We start from the raw sequence: 22,673 nt of genomic DNA, 5'->3' as shown, positions 1-22,673 counted from the left end.
TACTCGCGTTCGGCCGGTGAGTCGGTCTCGCTGCCGAACGCGGCGTCTGCGGCGAGTACCGCAGGGGGGACGCCGCGGCGTGTTCCGGACGGCGAGGGTGGTCCGAACGACCACCGCGACGCCGTTTGCGACCGTCGCTGTCGGAACCGGACCAGCGCCACAGGAGGGATCAAACACATGACACAGTACGTCGGTGCGATAGACCAGGGGACGACTGGCACCCGCTTTATGGTGTTCGACCACGGCGGGCAGGTCGTCGCGAACGCTTACGAACAACACGAACAGATCTACCCCAATCCCGGCTGGGTCGAACACGACCCGATCGAGATCTGGGAGAACACACAACAGGTCGTGCTCGACGGCCTCGCTGACGCCGGCCTCGAAGCTGACCAGCTTGATGCGATCGGGATCACGAACCAGCGCGAGACGACGATCGTCTGGGACAAAGACTCCGGAAAGCCGGTTCACAATGCCTTGGTCTGGCAGGACCGCCGAACGACCGACCGCGTCGAGGAGCTACAGGAGGCCGACATGGTCGAGGAGATTCGCGAGAAGACCGGCCTCGAAGCCGACGCGTACTTCTCTGCGACGAAGACCGAGTGGATCCTCGACAACGCGGAGCCGCTCAAGATGCAGAGTTCCCGCGGCGGCGACCTCCGCGACCGCGCCCGCGAAGGCGAACTGGTGATGGGTACGATCGACTCGTGGCTCATCTACAACCTCACGGGTAATCACATCACAGACGTCACGAACGCGTCCCGGACGATGCTGTACAACATCCGGGACTTAGAGTGGGACGACGAACTGCTGGCGGAGTTCGACGTACCGAAGGAGATGGTGCCCGAGGTACGCCCCTCCTCAGACGAGGAGTACTACGGCCACACCGACGCGGACGGCTTCCTCGGCGAGGAAATCCCCGTCGCCGGCGCTTTGGGCGACCAGCAGGCCGCGCTGTTCGGCCAGACCTGCTTCGACGAGGGCGACGCGAAGAACACCTACGGGACCGGCTCCTTCTACCTGATGAACACGGGCACCGACGCCGTCGAGTCCGACCACGGACTCTTGACGACCATCGGCTTCCAGATGTCCGGCGAGCCCGTTCAGTACGCGCTCGAAGGGTCGATATTCATCACCGGTGCCGCAATCGAGTGGCTCGAAGACGTCGATCTGATCAACAACGCCGCACAGACCGCCGAACTCGCGCGGTCCGTCGATTCGACCGACGGCGTCTACATGGTCCCGGCGTTCACGGGGCTCGGCGCGCCTCACTGGGACGGTCGCGCCCGCGGCACCATCGTCGGGATGACTCGCGGCACAAGCAAGGAGCACATCGTCCGCGCGACGCTCGAATCGATCGCCTACCAGACGCGCGACGTCGCGGAGGCGATGGAGGCCGATTCCGGCGTGGAGACGACGAGCCTCCGCGTCGACGGCGGCGCGGTGAAGAACAACTTCCTCTGTCAGCTCCAGTCCGACATCATCCAGACGGACATCGCGCGACCGGAAGTCGACGAGACGACCGCGCTCGGATCCGCGTACGCGGCCGGGCTCGCCGTCGGCTACTGGGACACCGTCGACGAACTCCGCGACAACTGGCAGGTCGACCGAGAGTTCACGCCCGAAAAGAGCCAGTCCGAGGTCGACCCGCTGTACGACCGCTGGGGCGACGCCGTCGAAAAGTCTCTCGACTGGGCACAGGAGGAATAGATCATGAGTGGACTCCTCTTGACGGTCCCGGTCATCGGAATGCCGGTCGAGCAGTTCCTGCTCCTCATCATCACCGCGCTCGCGGGCGGCGCGTTCGGTGCCGCGATCGGCGCGCTGCCGGCGTTCGTCTTCACGGGCTTCGTCGTGTTCCTCGGTGAGGGTGTCGCGATCTTGCAGCGGCAAGTGACCGGCCAGATCGGTGCCATCGAACCCGGACAGCTCGCCGCCGGCATTACGGGCGTCATCGGCTTCGGGGCGATCACCGGGCCGCACATCGCGTTCGCGGGCGGCGTGGCCGCCTCGGCGTACGCCGGCAAGAAGTACCCCGAGATGGAGCCCGCCGGCTGGGACTACCACTTCGGAAAGAACATCCTGTACGCGTTCGGCACGAAGCCGGACATCCTCGCCGTCGGCGCGATATTCGGCGTGCTCGGCGTCGTCATCAATCAGCTGTCGGCGAGCCTGCTCGTCGTGAGCGGGACGGGCGTGACCGACTCCATCGCGCTCACGGTCGTGTTGAGCGCGTTCATCGCTCGGGCCGCCTTCGGGTACCCGATCGTCGGGTCGCCGAACGGCTCCGGCTACCTCGATATGTCGCCGTTCGAGAACGAAGAGTCGCATCCGAAGGCGGACGGCGGCCCGGAAGAACACGCCGGCCGGCTCGCGACGGAGCCGTGGCTCCCCCAGCAGTACAAGTGGCTGAACGTCGCCGTTATCGGCGTCGTCGGGGGCCTTCTCGGCGGCTACATCTGGATCCAGACGGGGAGTATCTTCCTCGGCTACGCGATCTCTGCGATGAGCCTGCTGTTCTTGCAGCTCGGCGTCGAGAACTTCCCGGTGACCCACCACATCACGCTGATCGGTGCCGTCGGCGCGGTCGTGGTCGATCCCATCGCCGGGAGCGTCGTCGCGCTGCTCGCCGCCGGTGCTTTCGGTGCCGTGAGCGGCCTCCTCGGTGAGGTCACGCAGCGGCTGTTCTACTCGCACTCCGGCACGCACGTCGACCCGCCCGCGATGGCTATCGCCATCGCGATGGTCGCCGTGGCGATCCTCTCCATCCTCGGAATCTTGCCCAACGCGGGCTACCTCTGAGGACGATCGCGAGGCCGTTTCACGGCCGAGAGCGAGACCACCGCGGCGCGCGTCGCCGGAACGTCCCCGCGGCCGTCCGTCGCGGCTCGGAGACGCTGAGCCGCGAACCGTGTAGTACCCACCGAGACGCACATGACTACGCCACAGGACCCACCGAGACGCCACGTTCGAGAATCGCCAGCCGACGTGCCCGACAGCGCCGCGAGCGACGCTTCGGGGGACGCCGACAGCGCTCCGGTCGGGTTTTATTCCCGGCCGAGGGACGGTGATCCGTGAACATCGACGACCGGATCGAGCGCCGGCTCGGATACGACATCGGTGCCGGCGTCCTCGTCGATCTCGAAGCCGTTTCGCCGATCTCTCACGTCGACTCTCCCGTCGGTCGGGGGCCGGCCTTCGAGCGGCTGCTGGACGTCTTCGAGCCGGCCTTCTCCGGTAGACTCCCGCCGAGCGCCTACATCCACGGTCCGAAGGGGAGCGGGAAGTCCGCGATCGTCTCTGCGTTGTTCGGTCGGCTCGCGGCGCACAGCGGCCCGCGGCAGGCGATCCAGACGTCGACCCGAGCGATCGAGCCGACGCTTCCCGGGTTCGTCTACGTCGACGCGCGGCTGGCAGCCACGCGGTTCCGACTGTACCACGCCACGCTCGACGCGGTGAGCGACGAACCGGTGCCTGAACACGGGGTCAGCACGGAGGGACTCGCGGAGAAGCTCCGCAGCGCGATGCGGACGGGGCCGGACCTCGTCGTCGCGGTCGACCATGTGAACGAGCCGGAGACGCCCGCTCCGATGACCGTCGTCGAGTGGCTCGACGAGGTGGGTAGCGGGATCGTCCCGGTGTGTCTGGGTCGACAGTCGCCGGACGCGATCGATTGGGAGGCGTCGGAGTCGGTCGCCTTCGAGCCGTACCGCCGGCACGTCCTCGTCGAGCTGTTGACCAGCCGGTGTTCGACCGGTCTCGGCCGCGACGCGGTCACCCACGACCAGATCCGAGAGGTCAGCGAGTGGGCTGAGGGGGACGCACACGACGCGCTCGCGGCGATCACGGGGGCTGCGGTCACGGCCGAGCGCGAGGGAGCGTCGACGATCCGGCCGCGCGACCTCGACGCGGGCATAGCGGAGATCACGAAACCCGGCGTCGCTCTCGGACGCGTCCTCTCGCTTTCGGAGAGCCGAATACGCCTCCTCTACGAACTCGTGAGTCTTCCCGAGTCGGACCGGAAGTCGGTGAGCGCCGCGACCGAGACGATCGCCTCGCGGCCGACCGTCGACCTGTCGGCCTCGACCGTGCGCCGCGTCCTCTACGAGCTTGCGGACGCCGGCCTCCTCGACCGAGTGACCGTCGCCCGGAGCGACGGCAAGGGTCGCCCGCCGAGCCGGCTCGTTCCGCGGTTCCCCACGCTCGTGTTCCGCGAACTGTTCGACCGCCCTCGATAACGCTCCGTCAACTGCGGTCGGCCGCCGCAACCGCGGTGGATCACCGTTCGCCGCCGAACGCAAGACAGTTGGCTCGGTCGCTCCGATCCGCGGTATGGCTCCGCCCCTCGCGTTAGACATCGACGGGACGCTGACGACGCCGAGCGGCCGGATCGACCCTCGCGTCTTCGAACTACTTCCCGACTGGGACGCGCCGGTCGTGTTCGCGACGGGCAAGGCGTTCCCGTACCCGGTCGCGCTCGCGCACTTCCTCGGCCGGGCCGAGACCGTGATCGCGGAGAACGGCGGGGTCGCGTACGTCGACGGCGACGCGTCGATCCTCGGTGATCCCGCGGTGCCCCGCGCCGTCGTCGAGGCCTTCGAGGCGCGCGGCGGCGAGATCGGCTGGGGCGACGGCAACACCGTGAACCGCTGGCGCGAGACGGAGGTCGCGCTGTCTCTCGACGCCGACGAGCGCCTGTTGCGCGAGGTTGCGGCCGACGCCGGCGACGAGGTGCAGGTCGTCGACACCGGCTACGCCTACCACGTCAAATCGCCGGACGTGAGCAAGGGACAAGCCCTCTGTCGCGTCGCCGACGGGCTCGGTCTCGCCCCCGCGGACTTCGTCGCCATCGGCGACAGCGAGAACGACGCCTCCACGTTCGCCGTCGCCGGCGAGTCCTACGCCGTCGCCAACGCGGACGCGACCGCCCGCGACGCCGCAGACACCGTCTTATCGGAGTCGTACATGGATGGGACTGCCGGGCTGTTGCGAACGCTCCGAGAGCGCGCAGAGTGAGGACGCAGAGTGAGGACGCAGAGTGAGCGCGAAGTCGGACCGGGCGGCGGCTCAGATCTGTGGCAGTCAGTCGCACGGCGCAACCGCTTTCTCCACCGTGGTCGTGAGACACACGCATGGTCGGAGGATACAGCGCATGACCGGGCGGGTGGCGGCCGTCCACACCGCACCCGAGTCGGGCGCGCCCATGGAGGCGCGGGACAGCGTCGAGGCCGTCTCGGGCCGCGGGCTGCGCGGCGACCGGTACTTTCTGGACCGCGGGACCTACTCGCAGTCGTCCCGCGACGTGAGCCGGGAGATATCGCTCATCGAACGCGAGACGCTCGACGCCGTCGAGCGCGACTACGGGATCCCCGTCGGCGCGGACGAACACCGGCGGAACCTCACGACAGCCGGCGTCGGCTGCAACCGCCTCGTCGGCGTGCGGTTCCGCGTCGGCGACGCGGTCTGTGAGGGCGTCGAGCTGTGCGAGCCGTGCTCGTACCTCGAACGTCACCTCGCCCGCGAGGGAGTCCGCGACGCGCTCGTCCACCGGGGCGGACTCCGGGCGCGGATCGTCTCGGGTGGAGCGATCGAGCAGGGCGATCCGATCAAGGTCGTTGGAGACGCGCCGGACGCGGCGCGCTCGCGGCTCGGAGACGCGTGACCGCTACGACGACGCGCGAGACCGGACTCTGCGCGGCCGCGGCCGCAGTCGACCGGTCAGGTCGTGAACAGCTCGGTGTCGTCCGGGACCGCGAACAGGCCCATCCGAACGCCGGCGTCGAGCCAGCCGTAGCCGTACGAGTAGGAGGCGAGCGCGTTGACCGGGTCGCCCGCCTCGCGAAAGTGGCGGCCGTCCTCAAGGTACGACTCGGCCATCTCGGTCACGTCGGCCGCGGCCGCGCCGAGCGGCGTGGACGCGGGCGGTCGCGGCTCCGCGAGCGCGAGCGCGTCCGCGAGCATGCGCTCGTACCGGTCCGTCTTCTCCTCCAGGTCGGCGGCCATGCGACGAGGTCGTGAGGCAGAGGTAAAAACGCGTTCGTCGCGCGACCCCGCCGCGAAAGCGCAACGACGATACGGGCGGAGGCGAAAGGAGACGCCATGTACGAGGCCGTTCACGCGCACCCCGACGGCGACGCGACCGTCGCGCGCCACGCCGCCACCGCCGCGCGGTACGGCTACGACGGGATCGTCGTCCGGACGCGGGAGGCGCTCGATCCGGTCCGAGTCGATCCGGGTACCGACCGCGGCGAGACGGGTGACGCAGTCGACCCCACTGCCGACGCCGCCGACGGCGCTCAGGCGTCTCCGGACCGTGCGCGCGACCCGGTCGCTCTCGGCGAGGAGTACGGCGTCGACGTCGTCGACGCGGTCGAGATCGACGCGGACGACCCGACGAGCGCCTCCGGGTCGGTCGGCAACTACCGGCCGGAACACACCGTCGTCTGTCTCGTCGGAGGCGACGACGCGCTGAACCGGTTCGCCGTCGAGGAACCCAGAGTCGACGTGCTCGCCCGACCGATGGCGGGGTCGGGCGGATTCAACCACGTCCTCGCGAAGGCCGCCCGAGACAACGGCGTCCACGTGGAGTTCGACCTCGGGCCGCTGTTCCGGGAGACGGGCGGCAAGCGCGTCCGCGCGCTCGCCGACCTCCGGAAGCTCAGAGAGATCGTGGCCGCCTACGACGCCCCGCACGTCGTGAGCGCGAACGCCGCCTCCCACCTCGAACTACGGGCCCCGCGCGAGGTCGTCGCCGCCGCGGAGGCGGTGGGGTTCGATCCCGAATGGGTCCGCGAGGGGCTCGGTGCGTGGGGCGAGATCGCGGCCCGGACTCGGGAACGACGCTCCGAGGCCTTCATAGCGCCGGGGGTCCGACGTGGACGGTATGAAGAAGACGGTTGAAGAACACGCGACGCGGTTCTCCGAGATGGCCGACGAGTACGACGACTCGAAGAGCGACGAGTACCACGCGTCCGCGAGCCTCGTTATCGAACACGCCAAGCCGTCGCCCACGGACACCGTCCTCGATCTCGGGGCGGGCACCGGTGCGATCGCGCTGGCCGTCGCGCCCGACGCCGACCGCGTGCTCGCCCGCGACATCAGCGAGGGGATGATGAACGAGGGGCGACGGAAGGCGGAGGAGGCGGGACTGTCGAACGTTGAATTCGCGTACGGCGAGTTCCGCTCGCCCGATGTCGATCCCGACGAGCGGGTCGACGTCGTCACCTCCAACTTCGCGCTCCACCACCTCGCCGACGACGAGAAGCGCGAGGCGATCCGTGTGATGGCAGACACCGGAGCGCGGCGGATCGTGCTCGGCGACGTGGCCTTCTTCGAGGAGCCGGATCCTGCGGCCCCCTTCTACGGCCCCGAGGTCGACGACCCGGCGACAGTCGGCACGCTCGTCGAGGCGTTCACGAGCGAGGGGTTCGCGGTGACGACAGTCGAGCGCGTCCACGACCAGGTGGCCGTGATCGTCGCGGAGCGCGGCGACGCGCTCGCGGCGCGAGGCGGATCGACAGACGACTCGGAGTGACTCGCGAATGAAACACCTCCCCAAACACCTCAGACCGCGGTGGCGGTACGTCGCCGTCGGCATCGAGACGTGGCCGGACGCCGACGTGGGTCGGCGGGCGTTCCAGCGCGCGCTGTGGTACGCCGCCGGCAACCTCGTCGGCGACGCCGGCAGCGCCGACTCCGACCTCTCTCTGCTCTCGTTCGCGTACGCCGACGGCCGCGGCGAGGCTGTCGTCCGCGTTCGGCACGGTCACGTCGCCGAGGCGCGGGCGTCGATCGCGTGCGTGAGCGAGGTCGACGGCGAGCCGGTCGGGATCCGAGTGCGAGGGATCTCGGGGACGGTACGTGCCTGTGAGGAAAGATATATGGGTCGCGCGGGCGGTACTTCGACACAGCGAGACGTCGCGTTCGAGGACGCCGAGCGGCCCGCGGTCGTGCGTGGTGACGCGTGCGACGTGCGGACCGAGTCGGGACACGTCGGCGCGACGATGTTCGACATCGAGTGATATCATGCAGGGTCAATCCCAACAGCAGGCGTACGACCGAGGCATCACCATCTTCTCTCCGGACGGCCGACTCTATCAGGTCGAGTACGCCCGGGAGGCGGTGAAGCGCGGGACGGCGAGCGTCGGCGTCCGCGCCGAGGACGGCGTCGTCCTCGCGGCAGACAAACGGGCCCGATCTCCGCTGATGGAGCCCGCGAGCATCGAGAAGCTCCACAAGGCTGACGACCACGTCGGCGTCGCGAGCGCGGGCCACGTCGCCGACGCCCGTCAGCTCATCGACTTCGCGCGCCGACAGGCGCAGGTCAACCGTCTGCGCTACGGCGAGGCGGTCGGGATCGAGACGCTGACAAAGAACATCACCGACCACATCCAGCAGTACACGCAGGTCGGCGGCGCGCGTCCCTTCGGCGTTGCGCTGATCGTCGGCGGAATCGAGAACGGCGAGCCGCGTCTGTTCGAGACCGATCCCTCGGGGACCCCCTACGAGTGGCAGGCGCTCTCGATCGGCTCCAACCGGAGCGACCTCCGCGACTACCTCGAAGCGGAGTACGAGGACGGCATCGGCACCGACGAGGCGGTCGGGCTGGCGCTCGATACGCTCGCGCAGTCGAACGACGGCGAGCTCTCGCCGGATGGCGTCGGCGTCGCGACGATCACGGTCGAAGATGGTTACACCGAGCGGTCGGTAGACGAGATCGAAGCGATCCTCGCCGACCACGACCTGCTCGCGGAGGAGGCGGCCGACGGAGCGGATGCAGACGAAACCGACGCTGAAGATGCGGACGACGACGACGCCGAGGACGCGGACGACGACGCGTAACACCTCTGTCACGTGTCGGCGTCCGCCGCGTCTGCTGTCTGCTTGTACGCCGGCCGGTCGGGAGAGTTATGCCGCCGGGGACCGACGGCCGAGGCGTGCAGAAGACGGTACTCATCACCGGCTGTTCCTCCGGTATCGGCCGCGCCGCGGCGCACGCCTTCACCGACGAGGGATGGACCGTGTACGCGACGGCGCGGAACCCGGCGGACATCGAGACGCTCGGCGAGGCGGGCTGTGAGATCGCGACCCTCGACGTGACGGACCAGTCCGACATCGACCGCGTCGTCGACCGCGTCCTCGACGAGACGGGATCGATCGACGCGCTGGTCAACAACGCCGGCTACGGCCAGTTCGGTCCGATAGAGGACGTACCGACCGAGAAGGTCCACGAGCAGTTCGACGTGAACGTGTACGGCCCGCACCGATTGATCAGGGCCGTGCTGCCGAGCATGCGGCGCGAGGGCGACGGGACGATCGTGAACGTCTCGTCGGTCGCCGGCCGCGTCTCGTTCCCCGGCGGCGGCGTCTACAGCGGCTCGAAGTTCGCGATCGAGGCGATGTCGGACGCGCTCCGAAACGAGGTCGGAACGCACGGGATCGACGTAGTGGTCGTCGAGCCCGGACCCGTTCGGACTAACTTCGCAGACCGCGTCGAGCGCGAGGCTGGCGGTCGAAGCGGCGACGCGCAAGACGCCGACTCCGAAGCAGGTCGAACCGGCGCGTACGAGGACGTGTACGCCCTGTTCGAAGACGCCACGCTCGTCGGCGGCGACGGGCCGGGGTCGGTCGAGCCGGAACTTGTCGCCGACGCGGTCGTGAACGCCGCGAGTGCGACGCAGCCACCAGCGCGCGTCCAGCCCGGGACCGCCGCCCGCGTCGGCGTCCTCGCGCGGTTCCTCCCTGACGCGGTGCTCGACGCCGGGTACGACTTCATCCGGAAGCTCGTCTCCTGACGCCGCGGCAGTCGCGACGCTCGATCAGTCCCTCGCGACCCCGAACGGACTCTCTCTCTTTCGCCAGTCCCATCCCGGAAGGCGCGTCTGGAAGCCTGCCGCAAGCGCGGCGTCGAGGTCGTCCGCGCCGGCGGAGCCCGGAACGCGCCCGTCGTCCGCGCGCTCGCCGTCCTGGGTGTCTACACGCTCCGAGACATCGCCGTCGACGTGCACGTCGACGAAGTGAAACGTCGCCTGCGCGAGCAGCGAGAGCGGTCTCCCGCCGGCGATCGTCGCCGCCAGCTCGCGGCCGAGCACCTCGTCGACGACGAACCCCGGGTAGTCGTCCGCGACGTCGAGGTCGCGGAGGATCCCCACGAGCCCCGCGACGTTGACCGAGACCTCGCCGTCGGCGAACACGGTATCGACCTCTCCGCGGTACGCCTCGACGGTGACCGAATCCACCTCCGTCTCGAAGAGCCGACCCAGTCGGTCTCGGGCGTCGTTTATCAGCGAGACGACGACGGGGGCACGGTCGCGGACCCAGTCGCGTTCGGCACGGACCGTCTCGGGAGTGACACGCATGCCACGCGGTTCACTCTCCGGGGGCTTGCCCTTTGCGAAGGGTTTTATAACGGCCGGGACAACCTTGAGACAAGCGGGTTTTTGGCTGGCTGTTCCCGCACGGAACCACCTACGGACAGTACTGCCATTATGCCTATCCCGTCACGGTCGACCGTTTGCGACTCGACGGCGGCGGCGACCCAGACGACCCGCGGTAAGATATGAGTCAAGTCGATAAGCAACTCGATACACTGAAATCAGAGATCGAACAGGAGATTCCGAACGACATCACGGTCACCGACGTCAAGTACGAGGGACCAGAGCTGGTCGTGTACACGCGCGACCCGAAGCGGTTCGCCGGCGACGGCGACCTGATCCGGCGGCTCGCCTCTAAGCTCCGCAAGCGGATCACGGTGCGCCCGGACCCGAGTGCGCTCTCGCCCCCGCGCCGGGCCGAAGAGGAGGTCCGCGAGGTGATCCCGGAAGAAGCCGGCGTCACGTCCCTCGACTTTCACGAGGACACCGGCGAGGTCGTGATCGAAGCCGAGAAGCCGGGCATGGTGATCGGTCGACGCGGCTCCACGCTCCGTGAGATCACCCAAGAAGTCGGCTGGACCCCCGAGGTCGTGCGAACGCCGCCGATCGAGTCCTCGACCGTCTCGAACGTGCGCGGATTCCTCAAAAACGAACGCGAGGAACGCCGCGACATCTTAGAGCGCGTCGGCCGCCAGATCCACCGCGAGGAGATGTCCGACGACGAGTGGGTCCGGATCACGACGCTCGGCTGCTGTCGCGAGGTCGGTCGCGCCGCGTTCATCCTCTCGACGCCGGAGACGCGCATCCTCATCGACTGCGGCGACAAACCCGGCGCAGAAGGCGAAGTCCCGTACCTCCAAGTTCCGGAGGCGCTCGGCGCGGGCGCGGCAAACCTCGACGCCGTCATCCTGACGCACGCCCACCTTGACCACTCGGCGCTTTTACCCCTCCTGTTCAAATACGGCTACGACGGTCCCATCTACACCACCGAGCCGACCCGCGACCTGATGGGGCTTCTCACGCTCGACTACCTCGACGTCGCCGCCAAAGACGGCCGGACGCCCCCGTACGAGTCCGCGCAGGTCCGCGAGGCGATCAAACACACCATCCCGCTTGAGTACGGCGACGTCACCGACGTCGCTCCCGACGTGAAGCTCACCTTCCACAACGCGGGACACATCCTCGGCAGCGCAGTCACGCACTTCCACATCGGCGACGGCCTCTACAACGTCGCGTTCTCCGGCGACATTCACTACGAGGACACTCGGCTGTTCAACGGCGCGGTCAACGACTTCCCGCGGGTCGAGACGCTCGTTCTTGAGTCCACTTACGGCGGCCGCGACGACTACCAGACCGATCAGGCCGACTCCGAGGAGGCGCTCAAGGAAGTAATCAACGAGACGTACGAGCAGGGCGGGAAAGTCGTCATCCCCGCGTTCGCCGTGGGGCGCTCTCAGGAGATCATGCTCGTCCTGGAGGAGGCGATGCGTGAGGGCGAGATCCCGGAGATGCCCGTCCACCTCGACGGGATGATCTGGGAGGCGACCGCGATCCACACCACCTACCCCGAGTACCTTCGCGACGAACTCCGCGACCGGATCTTCCACGAGGACGAGAACCCGTTCCTCGCCGACCAGTTCAACCACATCGACGCCGGGGAAGACGAGCGACAGGAGGTCGCAGACGGCGACCAGAGCATCATCATCTCCACGTCGGGGATGATCGAGGGCGGGCCGATCATGTCGTGGCTCCGCCACATCGGTCCCGACCCGGACTCGAACCTCGTGTTCGTCGGCTACCAGGCGCAGGGGACGCTCGGCCGCAGGATCCAGAACGGCTGGGACGAGATCCCCGTCGACGGCTGGGGCGGCGGCGGCCGCGGCGACACGCTCACCCTCGAAATGGGAACTGAAGTCGTCGACGGCTTCTCCGGCCACGCCGACAGACAGGGCTTAGAGAACTTCGTGAAGACGATGAACCCGCGTCCCGAGAAAGTGCTCTGTGTCCACGGCGACGAGCGGTCCGTGCAGGACCTCTCCTCCGCGCTGTATCATGATTACAACATGCGGACGTTCGCACCGAAGAACCTAGAGACGTTCCGGTTCAAGTAGACTGACCGATCGAAGAGCGGACCGCGACGTTACTCGTCCGACGCGTCTTCGTCGTCTCCCTCTGTTTCGACGATCTCGATGACTTCGAGCGGTACGTCGCGTAACGCGCCGCCGACTTCGCTCTTTGCGATGCGCTCCGCGTGCTCTTCGCTGTCGGCGTTGAAGATGTCGATCTCCAAGAGGAGTCCGACCAGGGCCGTGTTCGCGGCGAGGAAGGCAGCGTCGAACGGCTCGCCACAGGCCGGACAGCCGGTGACGCCGGGTTCGACCTCGACGTACTGCTTGTCCGTCTCGTTGAGTCGCTTGCCGGCTTCGCTGACCGCGACGCCGATCGCGTCGTCGGTCTCCTCGACGTCACGGACCAACCAGGCTGCTTCCATCGCGACCGAGTAGTTGCTCATACCCGAGTCGAGGGGCCGCAGGGTTTCCTTTCTTGTGGTTTGCACGCGACCGACCGACCTCGACCGTGAAAAATCGCGCCGCGTCCGGCTTACAGCCGCTCGACGACGGCCGCAGTGACCTCGTCGGTCGTCGCGTCCCCGCCTAGGTCTCCGGTTCGGGGACCGTCGGAGAGCACCCTCTCCACGGCGTCGCGGATCTGTTGTCCCTCCTCGACGTGGCCGAGGAACTCCACCAGCATGGCGGCAGAGAGGATCGCCGCGGTCGGGTTCGCGACGCCCTCGCCAGCGATGTCCGGCGCGGTCCCGTGGACCGGCTCGAACAGCGCGTTGTCGTGGCCGATGTTCGCAGACGGAAGGAGACCGAGCCCCCCGACCAGCCCGGCGGCCAGATCTGAGAGCACGTCGCCCGCGAGGTTCGGACAGACGACGACGCCGTACTGGGTCGGATCGAGCGGGAGCTTCGTGGCGAACGCGTCCATCAACTCCTCGTCGGCGTCGACGCCGCGCTCTGCGGCGACGTCGAGTAGCTCCTCGCGGAACCGCCCGTCGGTCTCGCGCATCACGTTCGCCTTGTGCGCGACCGTGAACCCGTCTCCGTGCTCCGGTCCGCGGCCGTCCTCGACGAACTCGCAGGCGAACTCGGCGAGCTCTCGGGAGGCCGAGGAAGTGACGACACGCGTCAGCGTCGACAGGTCATCGGAGAGCCGGTCCTCGTGGCCCGCGTACACGCCCTCGGTGTTCTCACGGAGGAAGACGACGTCCGTCTCCGGTCGGACCGCGTCGACGCCCGGAAACGCCTTCGCCGGCCGGACGTTGACGAACGAGCCGACGGCCTCCCGCAGCGGGAGGATGACGTCTGCCGCGGTCTCGCCGGCCGCGCCGAACAGCGTCGCGTCGGCGTCGGCGGCGAGGTCGTAGGTCGCCTGCGGGAGCGGGTCGCCCGTCTCCGCTGCCACCGCGTCGCCCGCTTCCGCCTCGACGAATTCGAACGCTACGTCGAGCGCGTCGAGCACGTCGATGGCGGCAGGCACGACCTCGTGGCCGATCCCGTCGCCCTCGATGACGGCGATCTCGTAGCTCACGCGCCGTCCCCCGCCGCGGGTTCGGGAATGTGTTCGTCGGGGACGTACGGCAGCGAGCGCGCGGTCTCGCGGACAGCCTCCGCGTTCGCGCCCATCAGCGCCGTCGTGTCCCAGACCCCCTCGACGAGCGCTTTCCGCTGGGCGTCGTGGACCGTCGCGTCGATCACCGTGTCGTCGTAGGTGATCGTCTCTTCGGCCACGTCGATGTCGACGTCCGCGTCCGGGTTCTCCTCGACGAAGTCCTGTAGCGCCTCGATATCTTCCTGGTCGGCCGTGACAGTGGGGATACCGAGCGCGAGACAGTTGCCCGCGAAGATCTCCGCGAAGGACTCGCCGACGACCGCGTCGATCCCCCAGCGCATCAGCGCCTGCGGCGCGTGCTCGCGAGACGATCCGCAGCCGAAGTTGGCGTTGACGACCAGCACGTTCGCGCCCTGGTACTTCTTTTCGTTGAACGGGTGGTCCTTCTCGTTGTCCTCGTCGTCGAACCGCTGGTCGAAGAAGGCGAACTGGCCCAGCCCGTCGAAGGTGACGACCTTCATGAACCGCGCGGGGATGATCTGGTCGGTGTCGATGTCGTTCCCGCGGATCGGGATTCCGGTCCCCGTGACCTCGGTCACCTTCTCGGCCGGAGCCTCGCCGGCGCTGAACTCGGGCGAACTCATACGGTCGCCACCTCCTCCATCTCGCGGACGTCTGTGACCTCGCCGGTCACCGCCGCGGCCGCGACCATGATCGGACTCATCAGCACGGTCCGCCCGTCCTTCGAGCCCTGTCGGCCGACGAAGTTCCGGTTCGACGAGGAGGCGCTCGCCTCGTCGCCCACAAGCTGATCGTCGTTCATGCCGAGACACATCGAACAGCCGGGCTCTCGCCAGTCGAAGCCCGCCTCGATGAACACCTCGTCGAGGCCCTCGGCCTCGGCGGCGTCGCGGACGCGCTGACTGCCGGGAACGACCATCGCGCGCACGTCGTCTGCAACCTCACGGCCCTCGACGAACGCCGCGGCCTCCCGCAGGTCCTTCAGGCGCGCGTTCGTGCACGACCCGAGGAAGGCCACGTCGATGTCGTACCCCTCCATCGTGTCTCCCGGATCGACGCGCATGTGCTTTTGTGCGCGGCGAGCGGTGTCTCGATCCTCTTCGGGGAGGTCGTCTGGGTCCGGGATCGGCTCGGTGATGCCCGCAGTCTGCCCGGGCGTGGTCCCCCATGTGACGGTCGGTTCGATGGCCGACCCGTCGATGGTGACGACGTCGTCGTACTCCGCGTCGTCGTCGGTGCGGACCGACTCCCAGTACGGCTTCAGCCGCTCGAACTCTTCGGGGTCGTCGGCGAAGGCGTCGGTCTCTTTCAGCCACTCGTAAGTGGTCTCGTCGGGGTTGACGTACCCCGCGCGAGCGCCGCCCTCGATCGACATGTTACAGATCGACATCCGTCCCTCCATCCCGAGGTCCTCGATGGCCTCGCCGGCGTACTCGTACACGTAGCCGACGCCGCCGTCGGTGCCGAGCTTCCCGATGATAGTCAGGATGATGTCTTTGGCGGTGACGCCCTCGCCGAGTTCACCGGTGACCTCGATCTTTCGGACTTTCTGTTTCTCCATGGCGACACAGCCCGTCGCCAGCACGTCGCGGATCTGCGAGGTACCGATCCCGAACGCCAGCGCACCGAACGCGCCGTGCGTCGACGTGTGCGAGTCACCACAGACGATCGTCATACCCGGCTGGGTGAGCCCCTGCTCCGGACCGATGACGTGGACGATCCCCTGATCGCCGGAGTCGGGGTCCGAAAAGTCGATGCCGGACCCGCGGACGTTCTCTTCTAACTCGGCCATCATGCTCTCTGCGGCCTCGTCGCGGTACGGTCGGTCGCGGTTGCCGGTCGGCACGATGTGGTCGACCGTCGCGTGCGTCCGCTCCGGGAACGCGACCTCCTGATCGCGTTCTTTCAGCATGCCGAACGCCTGCGGGCTGGTGACCTCGTGGACGAGGTGGAGGCCGACGAACAGCTGGTCCTGTCCGGTCGGTAGCTCAGTCACCTTGTGGCGGTCCCACACCTTGTCATACAGCGTCCCCTCGCTCATCGGGGATCACCCGCGTCGGCTTGGGTCGCTCGAGTTCGCTTCGTGACGCCGCCTACGCCCATCACGCGGTCACCTCTGCCGACTCTTCGCTTTCTTCTTCCTCGTCTTCCTGCCACGCGAACAGGCCGCGAAGCTCCTCGCCGACGGCCTCGATCTCGTGGTTCTTCTCGGCGTTGCGGAGCTGCGTGTACGACGGCCGACCCGCCTGATTCTCCGAGATCCACTCACGGGCGAAGGTCCCGTTCTGGACGCCTTCGAGGACCTCTTCCATGTTCGCGCGGACCTGATCGTCGATGATCTCGTCGCCGCGGGTGAGGCCGCCGTACTCGGCGGTGTGAGACACGGAGTCCCACATCGCGCCGAGCCCGCCTTCGTACATCAGGTCGACGATGAGCTTCATCTCGTTCATGCACTCGAAATACGCCATCTCGGGGGAGTACCCCGCCTCGACGAGCGTCTCGTAGCCCTGTTTAATCAGCGAGGCGATACCGCCACAGAGGACGGCCTGCTCGCCGAAGAGGTCCGTTTCGGTCTCCTCTTGGAACGTCGTCTCGACGACGCCGGCGCGAGTACACCCGATCGCGGCCGCGTACGCGAGCGCCTCGTCGTGGGCCTCGCCCGTCGCGTTCTGGTACACCGCGAGCAGTCCCGGCGTCCCCTGGTCGTCCTCGTAGTTCCGCCGGACGATGTGGCCGGGCGACTTCGGCGCGATCATCGTCACGTCGACGTCTTCCGGCGGCTGAATCTGGTTGTAGTGGATGTTGAACCCGTGCGCGAACTGCAGCGTGTCTCCCGCTTCCAGGTTCGGTTCGATGGCGTTCTCGTAGACGGCTGCCTGCACCGTGTCTGGCAGCAGGACGCTCACGATGTCGGCCTCCGCGGCCGCCTCCGCCGGCGTCGCCACGTCGAGCCCGTCGCTCTCGGCGACCTCCCGCGAGGAACTGTTCTCGCGGAGGCCGACGACGACGTCGATCCCGCTTTCTTGGAGGTTCTGTGCGTGGGCGTGGCCCTGCGATCCGTAGCCGAGCACGGCCACGGTCTTCTGGGCGATGGCCTCGCCGTCGGCGTCTTCGTCGTAGTATACGTTGGATTCGACCGTCTGCATGTCGTTGTCGCTCATGTGTATGATGTGTGTTGTCAGTCGTCGTGTGTGGTCGGTTCGCCGGCCGTTCCGGGTTTCTCTCCGGGCGCCGTCGGGGTGTCACCGCGCGCGAGCGCGGTCTGTCCCGTCCGGGCGATCTCGATGATACCGAACTGCCTGAACGCGTCGAGCGCGTCGTCGATCCGAGCTTCGTCGCCGGTGAGCTGGACCGTGATCGTCCGCGGCCCCGCGTCCAGCGTCCGGCCGTCGTACATCTCCGTGACCGCGTGGACCGCGGCCGGGTCGTCTGCCTGCACCTTCAACAAGACCAGCTCGGCGGTGACGGCGTTTCCGGCGACCTCCCCGACGGAGATAACCGGTTTCAGCTTCGCCATCTGCTTTTCGATCTGGTCGATGCCGGGGTCCGTCTCCTCGACGACCATCGTGATCCGCGAATGACCGTCCACGGTCGTCGGTCCGACGGTGAGGCTCTCGATGTTGAACTGCCGACGCGAGACGAGCCCGGAGACCCGGGCGAGCACGCCCGGTTCGTCCTCCACGAGCGCCGAGATGACGGCTCGGCGCGACTCGTGTTCGGCCTCCACGACGGGGTCGATGCGGATCCCTTCGAGGTTCCGTCGCCCCTCGGGGTGCGGTCGCTCTTCCGGTGCCGGCTGTTCGTCGGGTGCCGGACGCGCGTCCGCGTCGGGCCGCGCGCCGGTCTCCGAGGCGGCGGAGTCGCCGCTCATAGCTGGTCCTCCGCGGTGGCGAACTGCCCGTTTGCGCCGCCGCTCGGCACCATCGGCAGCACGTTCTCCTCCGGATCGACGTGGAAGTCGATCACGGCGGGACCGTCGTAGTCGAGCGCCTCCTCGACCGCGGGCGCGACCTCGTCGTAATCGTCGACGCGGAGGCCTAACGCGCCAAACGCCTCGGCGAGCTTGTCGAACTCGGGCATCCACGTGTAGTCGGACGCCATGTGCCGACCCTCGTAGAAGGCGTCCTGCCACTGGCGCACCATCCCGATGTATTCGTTGTTGAGCACGGCGATAGTGACGTCCATCTCTTCGCGGACGGCGACCGACAGCTCCTGCATGGTCATCAAAAAGGAACCGTCGCCGTCGAAACAGACCACGTCGCGGTCAGGTTCCCCCATCGTATCGGCCGCGACGCGCGCGCCGACGGCGGCGGGCACGCCGTACCCCATCGTCCCCAGTCCGTGCGAGGAGACCCACGTTCGCGGCTCCGTGTACGTCCAGAACTGGGAGGCCCACATCTGGTGTTGCCCGACGCCGGTCGTCACGATGGTGTCGTCGTCCGTCGCCTCGTCGAACGCTTCGACGACGAACTGCGGCTTCAGCGGCTCGTCTTCGGGCGTCGTGTACGTGAGCGGATACGTCTCTTTCCACTCGGCGCACTGCTCGCGCCACGCCGACGCGTCGGGTGCCTCCCGGACCGCCGCAGTCAGCTGATCGAGGACGTGTCCGGCGTCACCGATGAGCGGGTAGTCCGCGTGGACGTTCTTGCTTATTTCCGCCGGGTCGATGTCGACATGGACGACCTCAGCCTCGGGAGCGAACGTGTCGATCCCGCCGGTCAGCCGGTCGTCGAACCGGGTGCCGACCGCGATCAGACAGTCCGTGTGCGTGATCGCCATGTTGGCGTAGCCCGTGCCGTGCATCCCCGCCCACGAGAGGCAGAGGTCCTCGTCTTCGGGGAAGCTCCCGATTCCGGGCATCGTCGTCGTAACCGGGATATCGTATGTCCGGGCGAACGTGCGCGCGGCGTCGCTCGCGTCGGCCTTGATTACGCCGCCACCGAAGAGACAGAGCGGACGCTCCGCCGCTTCGATGGCACGAGCGGCCTCCTCGACCGCGTCGGGGTCGGCGTTCGGATCCGGGTCGCTCCCCGGAGGCGGGGTTGCCGTCCCGGGCGTCCGATCGGTCTCGTCTTGCGTGACGTCTTTGGGGAGGTCGACGAGCGTCGGTCCGGGGCGACCGGACCGCGACAGTTCGAACGCCTCGCCGACGGTGTCGCCGACGGTGTCGGCCCCGCTGGCGAAGTAGTTGTGCTTCGTGATCGGACGCGTGACGCCTATCGTGTCCGTCTCCTGGAACGCGTCGTTGCCGACGAACTCCGTCGGCACCTGGCCGGTCAGAGCCAGCATCGCGTCGGAGTCCATGTCGGCGTCGGCGATCCCCGTGACGAGGTTCGTCGCGCCCGGTCCCGACGTCGCCAGACAGAGTCCGGGGTCGCCGGTGACGACGCCGTAGGCGTCGGCCGCGTGGACGGCACCCTGTTCGTGGGCCATCGTCACATGCGTGATAGACGAGGTGTACAGCGCGTCGTAGACCGGCATGATAGCCCCGCCCTGAACGCCGAACGCCGTTTCGGCTCCAGCGGCCTCCAGCGCGGTGACCACTGAGTCGGCACCCGTCGACACCGTCTCTGCGCCGGTGTCGGCGGCGTCGCCGGATCCCTCTGTCGGTTCCTCTGACCCGTCCGGGTCCTCTCGTGGCTGTGCTGCTGTATCGCTCATTGTCGTGGTGGTGTTCGATGTAACATCTCGCGCGTGTGAGATTTGGTCGGTCCGAGCGCCGGGACGGTGCGCGCATGGCGGCCCGTCCGGTGGCGTTCGTCGATTCCTCGCGCCGGTGTAGAAGGGGTAGTGTAGGGGGTCAGACCCCTACAATGATCCGCGCGACGGCTCCCTCGACGGCGGCTGTCGTCGGGGCGTCGGTGTTCCGTCGCATCTCGCTCGCACCAACGCGTTCGTGGTATAAATCCCTGTCGGGCAGACCGGCCGCACGCAGATCGGGTCGCCGACCTGCGAGCCGTTCGCGGACGTTCGATCCGCGAGTAGTCGATCCGCCGCCGCTCGGCGGACGCTCCCGTCAGGGACGCGGGCATCAGATCCTGACCTCCTCTTCCGTGCGGTCGACGTTGGCCTCCTCCGCGAACCGCTCGACGTCGCCGGCGGTGACCTGCCGCTTGCCCGCGCCGTACTCTTTGACGCGCTTCGTGACGTGTCGGACCTCACTGTCCGTCGGGTCAAAGCCGGCCTCCACCATGTGCTTGCGCACGCTGTGGGTGCCGGTGTGTTTGCCTAACACGAACTCGCGTTCGGCTCCGACCATCTCTGGGGTCATCACGCCGGTCTCGAAGGTGTCGGCGTTCTCGATGACGCCCGCCGCGTGGATGCCGGACTCGTGAGCGAACGCGTTCCGCCCCGTGACTGGTTTGTTCGCCGGCACCGGGATGTCCGAGGCGTCCTCGACGATCCGTGCCAGCTTCGTGATCTGCGTCGTGTCGATTCCGGTGTCGACGCCGTACACCGACTCGACGGCCATCACGACCTCCTCGTAGGCCGCGTTGCCGGCGCGCTCGCCGATGCCGTTGACCGACACCTGCGCCTGATGCGCGCCGTTCTCGAAGCCCATGATGGCGTTCGCCGCCGCCATCCCGAAGTCGTCGTGGGTGTGAACGTCGACGCGCGCGTCGGTCGCCTCGACGACGGCCTTCACCGTCTCGCCGAAGCTGGTGGGCATCCCGACGCCGCAGGTGTCGGGGATGTTGATCCAGTCGGTGCCGGCATCGGAGACCGCCTCGACGATGTCGATCAGGTAGTCCGGATCCGTCCGGGTGGCGTCCATCGGCGAGAACATGCACTCGACGCCGGCGTCTTTGACGTGCTCGACGGCGTCGACCGCGCGCTCTTTCGCCTCTTCGCGGGTCGCGTGCATCGAATCCTCCAGTTGTACGTCGCTGGTGGAGACGAACACATGAACCATCTCGACGCCGGCGTCGATGGCGGCGTCGATGTCGCCCTCGACGACCCGCGCCAGCCCGCAGACGGTGGTGTCCGTCGCGGCGGCGATATCGCTCACGGCCTCGAACTCCGCGTCCGAGTTGACCGGGAACCCCGCCTCGATGACGTGGGTGTTCATGTCGTCCAGCGTCGCCGCTATGCGGCGTTTCTCGTCGTAGCTGAACGACGTCCGTGGTGACTGTTCACCGTCTCGTAACGTCGTGTCGAAGATCCGTACAGGACCGATATCGATGTTAGAAGCTATCGTGCCCTGGAAGAACTCGATCCGCCGGGGTGTCCGACGAAGCCTCCGTGATGTCTGTCATCGACTGTCGACAAGAGGGTCAGGGACTTAACCTTTGTGGCGATCGCAAATTCGACCCGACGCGACCGGGGGTCGACCCACGCCCGAAACGAGCGAGAACCGACAGCATGCGGGGCCGTGTGAGGAACACACACGCACGGGCGACCGACCGGGCCGGCGGAGAGGTGTGCGTTCGCAACCGGATTCATATGCGTGTTCGACGTTCGTGCGGTTCCTTCGGGTTCCGACGGCTCATCCGCCGAAGTGGTCGGCGAGCCGCTCCGCGGCCTCGGCCGCGCGCGGCGTCACCAGCGCGAACCGGATCCAGTCATCTCGCGCGGGGCCGAACGCCTCGCCGGGCATCCCCGCGACGCCGACCTCGTCTATCAGTCGCTTCACGTTCGCCATCGTCCCGGGGAACTCGTCGAAGCGCGCGAGCACGTAGAACGCTCCCTCCGGGCGGGTGTACTCCGCACCGGCGGCGTCGAGCGCGTCGGTGAACGCGTCGACTCGGTCGGCGAGCAACTCGCGCGCGTCCGCGTAGTAGCCGGGAGGAGTCTCGGCGAGCGCGTGAGTCACGGCGTACTGCGAGGGGCGCGCGCCCGCGACGTTCACGAGCATGTGTCGCGTCTTCGCCGCCGAGACGTGATCGGCCGGAAACACCCCGTAGCCGACGCGGAACCCCGTGATAGCCATCGACTTCGAGAAGCCGCTCGTGACGATCACCCGGTCGGAGTCGAGCGTCAGCGCGGACTCGAACCGACCGGACAAATCGAAGTGGTCGTACACCTCGTCGACCAACACGAGCGCGTCGACCCGGTCCGCTATCGAGACGACCGCCCGGATCGTCTCTGTGTCGTAGACGGCACCGGTCGGATTGTTCGGCGTGTTGAGCACGAAGAGCGCGGTCTCCTCGCTCGCCGCCGCGTCGAGCGCCGCAACGTCGAGGTCGCCGTCGCGCTCGGTCGGAACGAGCGTCGCCTCCCCGCCGAGCATGGAGACCTTGCCGGGGTAGTACGGGTAGACGGGGTCGGTGAGAAGCGCCTCGTCGCCGGCGTCGCGGTCGAACGCCCGCGCCATCGCGAGGTAGTTCGCCTCGCCGGTGCCGTTCGTGACGACGACCCTGTCGGGGGAGACCGCGCGGCGCTCGGCGATCGCCTCGCGGAGTTCTCTGAGCCCCTCGCTCGGCGGATACTGGAAGGCGTCCGGCGCGAGGTCGGCGTAGTCCCGGAGCGCTTCTCTGAGCGCGGCCGGCGGCTCCCAGTCGGGGTTCCCGCTCACCATGTCGATGACGTCGCCGTCGGCCGCGCCCGCGTACTGCATCACATGAAAGAACTTCGGCTCCTCGTACTCCATGCGGACGCCTCGGCGGCGGGCCCCGTGGCTCTTTCGACCGACGAACGCGACAGCGAATCGCGGGAACGGAGACCCGA

Annotated in this window: 22 protein-coding genes; 11 read left to right on the top strand and 11 right to left on the bottom strand. The window is 67.9% G+C overall.

Annotated features, from left to right (window positions below; translation table 11 throughout):
* Window positions 1-177: 177 nt before the first annotated feature.
* From glpK to EP28_RS02165, 5 genes are all read left to right on the top strand, one after another.
* Entirely contained in the window at window positions 178-1,707 is a 1,530-nt protein-coding gene (gene glpK, locus EP28_RS02185) for a glycerol kinase GlpK (RefSeq protein WP_049982808.1), read from the top strand.
* A gap of 3 nt (window positions 1,708-1,710) precedes the next feature.
* Window positions 1,711-2,799 (top strand): DUF7973 family transport facilitator, encoded by a 1,089-nt coding sequence (locus EP28_RS02180; RefSeq protein ID WP_049982357.1) that lies wholly within the window; start codon window positions 1,711-1,713, stop codon window positions 2,797-2,799.
* Window positions 2,800-3,071: 272 nt separating this feature from the next.
* The gene (locus tag EP28_RS02175; protein WP_049982356.1) at window positions 3,072-4,235 is read left to right on the top strand and encodes a Cdc6/Cdc18 family protein; all 1,164 of its coding nucleotides are present in this window, start codon (window positions 3,072-3,074) and stop codon (window positions 4,233-4,235) included.
* A 94-nt stretch (window positions 4,236-4,329) separates the two neighbouring features.
* Complete coding sequence (locus EP28_RS02170) at window positions 4,330-5,013, top strand: HAD-IIB family hydrolase (RefSeq protein ID WP_049982355.1); 684 nt, start codon at window positions 4,330-4,332, stop codon at window positions 5,011-5,013.
* Between the two features lie 136 nt (window positions 5,014-5,149).
* On the top strand, window positions 5,150-5,659 hold the full coding sequence (locus tag EP28_RS02165) for an MOSC domain-containing protein (RefSeq protein WP_049982354.1): 510 nt from the start codon (window positions 5,150-5,152) through the stop codon (window positions 5,657-5,659).
* A 56-nt stretch (window positions 5,660-5,715) separates the two neighbouring features.
* Here the strand turns inward: EP28_RS02165 and EP28_RS02160 are convergent, their stop codons facing one another.
* The gene (locus tag EP28_RS02160) at window positions 5,716-6,000 is read right to left on the bottom strand and encodes a DUF357 domain-containing protein (RefSeq protein WP_049982353.1); all 285 of its coding nucleotides are present in this window, start codon (window positions 5,998-6,000) and stop codon (window positions 5,716-5,718) included.
* 96 nt (window positions 6,001-6,096) lie between these two features.
* Between EP28_RS02160 and EP28_RS02155 the strand changes: the two genes are divergently transcribed.
* From EP28_RS02155 to EP28_RS02135, 5 genes are all read left to right on the top strand, one after another.
* Window positions 6,097-6,897, top strand: a complete 801-nt coding sequence (locus tag EP28_RS02155) for an RNase P subunit p30 family protein (RefSeq protein WP_049982352.1) — start codon at window positions 6,097-6,099, stop codon at window positions 6,895-6,897.
* Window positions 6,881-7,531 (top strand): class I SAM-dependent methyltransferase, encoded by a 651-nt coding sequence (locus EP28_RS02150; protein WP_049982351.1) that lies wholly within the window; start codon window positions 6,881-6,883, stop codon window positions 7,529-7,531. The genes EP28_RS02155 and EP28_RS02150 overlap by 17 nt, the downstream gene beginning before the upstream one ends.
* A gap of 7 nt (window positions 7,532-7,538) precedes the next feature.
* On the top strand, window positions 7,539-8,018 hold the full coding sequence (locus EP28_RS02145; RefSeq protein ID WP_049982350.1) for an Rpp14/Pop5 family protein: 480 nt from the start codon (window positions 7,539-7,541) through the stop codon (window positions 8,016-8,018).
* Between the two features lie 4 nt (window positions 8,019-8,022).
* Window positions 8,023-8,838, top strand: coding sequence for an archaeal proteasome endopeptidase complex subunit alpha (psmA, locus tag EP28_RS02140; RefSeq protein WP_049982349.1), 816 nt, complete (start codon window positions 8,023-8,025; stop codon window positions 8,836-8,838).
* A 68-nt stretch (window positions 8,839-8,906) separates the two neighbouring features.
* A complete protein-coding gene (locus EP28_RS02135) occupies window positions 8,907-9,791 on the top strand; it encodes an SDR family oxidoreductase (RefSeq protein WP_049982348.1) in 885 nt (294 codons plus the stop codon).
* A 24-nt stretch (window positions 9,792-9,815) separates the two neighbouring features.
* On the opposite strand, the gene EP28_RS02130 is transcribed toward EP28_RS02135, so the two are convergent.
* Window positions 9,816-10,355, bottom strand: coding sequence for a DUF7984 family protein (locus EP28_RS02130; RefSeq protein WP_049982347.1), 540 nt, complete (start codon window positions 10,353-10,355; stop codon window positions 9,816-9,818).
* Between the two features lie 200 nt (window positions 10,356-10,555).
* Here EP28_RS02130 and EP28_RS02125 point away from each other — a divergent pair, with 200 nt between their 5' ends.
* Window positions 10,556-12,481 carry a beta-CASP ribonuclease aCPSF1 gene (locus tag EP28_RS02125; protein ID WP_049982346.1) on the top strand — a complete coding sequence of 642 codons (1,926 nt, stop codon included), beginning with the start codon at window positions 10,556-10,558 and terminating at the stop codon, window positions 12,479-12,481.
* Between the two features lie 29 nt (window positions 12,482-12,510).
* On the opposite strand, the gene EP28_RS02120 is transcribed toward EP28_RS02125, so the two are convergent.
* The 9 genes from EP28_RS02120 to EP28_RS02080 form a co-directional block, all read right to left on the bottom strand.
* The gene (locus tag EP28_RS02120) at window positions 12,511-12,882 is read right to left on the bottom strand and encodes a DUF555 domain-containing protein (RefSeq protein ID WP_049982345.1); all 372 of its coding nucleotides are present in this window, start codon (window positions 12,880-12,882) and stop codon (window positions 12,511-12,513) included.
* A gap of 89 nt (window positions 12,883-12,971) precedes the next feature.
* Complete coding sequence (locus EP28_RS02115; RefSeq protein ID WP_049982344.1) at window positions 12,972-13,964, bottom strand: isocitrate/isopropylmalate family dehydrogenase; 993 nt, start codon at window positions 13,962-13,964, stop codon at window positions 12,972-12,974.
* Entirely contained in the window at window positions 13,961-14,629 is a 669-nt protein-coding gene (leuD, locus tag EP28_RS02110) for a 3-isopropylmalate dehydratase small subunit (protein ID WP_049982343.1), read from the bottom strand. The genes EP28_RS02115 and leuD overlap by 4 nt, the downstream gene beginning before the upstream one ends.
* Window positions 14,626-16,047, bottom strand: coding sequence for a 3-isopropylmalate dehydratase large subunit (leuC, locus tag EP28_RS02105; protein ID WP_049982342.1), 1,422 nt, complete (start codon window positions 16,045-16,047; stop codon window positions 14,626-14,628). The genes leuD and leuC overlap by 4 nt, the downstream gene beginning before the upstream one ends.
* Before the next feature lie 61 nt (window positions 16,048-16,108).
* Window positions 16,109-17,167, bottom strand: a complete 1,059-nt coding sequence (gene ilvC, locus EP28_RS02100) for a ketol-acid reductoisomerase (RefSeq protein ID WP_049982341.1) — start codon at window positions 17,165-17,167, stop codon at window positions 16,109-16,111.
* Window positions 17,168-17,184: 17 nt separating this feature from the next.
* A complete protein-coding gene (ilvN, locus tag EP28_RS02095) occupies window positions 17,185-17,877 on the bottom strand; it encodes an acetolactate synthase small subunit (protein ID WP_049982340.1) in 693 nt (230 codons plus the stop codon).
* Window positions 17,874-19,667 carry a biosynthetic-type acetolactate synthase large subunit gene (gene ilvB / locus EP28_RS02090; protein ID WP_049982339.1) on the bottom strand — a complete coding sequence of 598 codons (1,794 nt, stop codon included), beginning with the start codon at window positions 19,665-19,667 and terminating at the stop codon, window positions 17,874-17,876. The genes ilvN and ilvB overlap by 4 nt, the downstream gene beginning before the upstream one ends.
* 370 nt (window positions 19,668-20,037) lie before the next feature.
* Window positions 20,038-21,201, bottom strand: a complete 1,164-nt coding sequence (locus EP28_RS02085) for a LeuA family protein (protein ID WP_196219608.1) — start codon at window positions 21,199-21,201, stop codon at window positions 20,038-20,040.
* Between the two features lie 291 nt (window positions 21,202-21,492).
* Window positions 21,493-22,596, bottom strand: a complete 1,104-nt coding sequence (locus EP28_RS02080) for a pyridoxal phosphate-dependent aminotransferase (protein WP_049982337.1) — start codon at window positions 22,594-22,596, stop codon at window positions 21,493-21,495.
* Between the last annotated feature and the right edge of the window lie 77 nt (window positions 22,597-22,673).

The sequence above is a fragment of the Halorubrum sp. BV1 genome, from assembly GCF_000746205.1.
Taxonomy (GTDB): Archaea; Halobacteriota; Halobacteria; order Halobacteriales; family Haloferacaceae; genus Halorubrum.
This window is presented reverse-complemented; position numbering and strand designations above follow the sequence as displayed.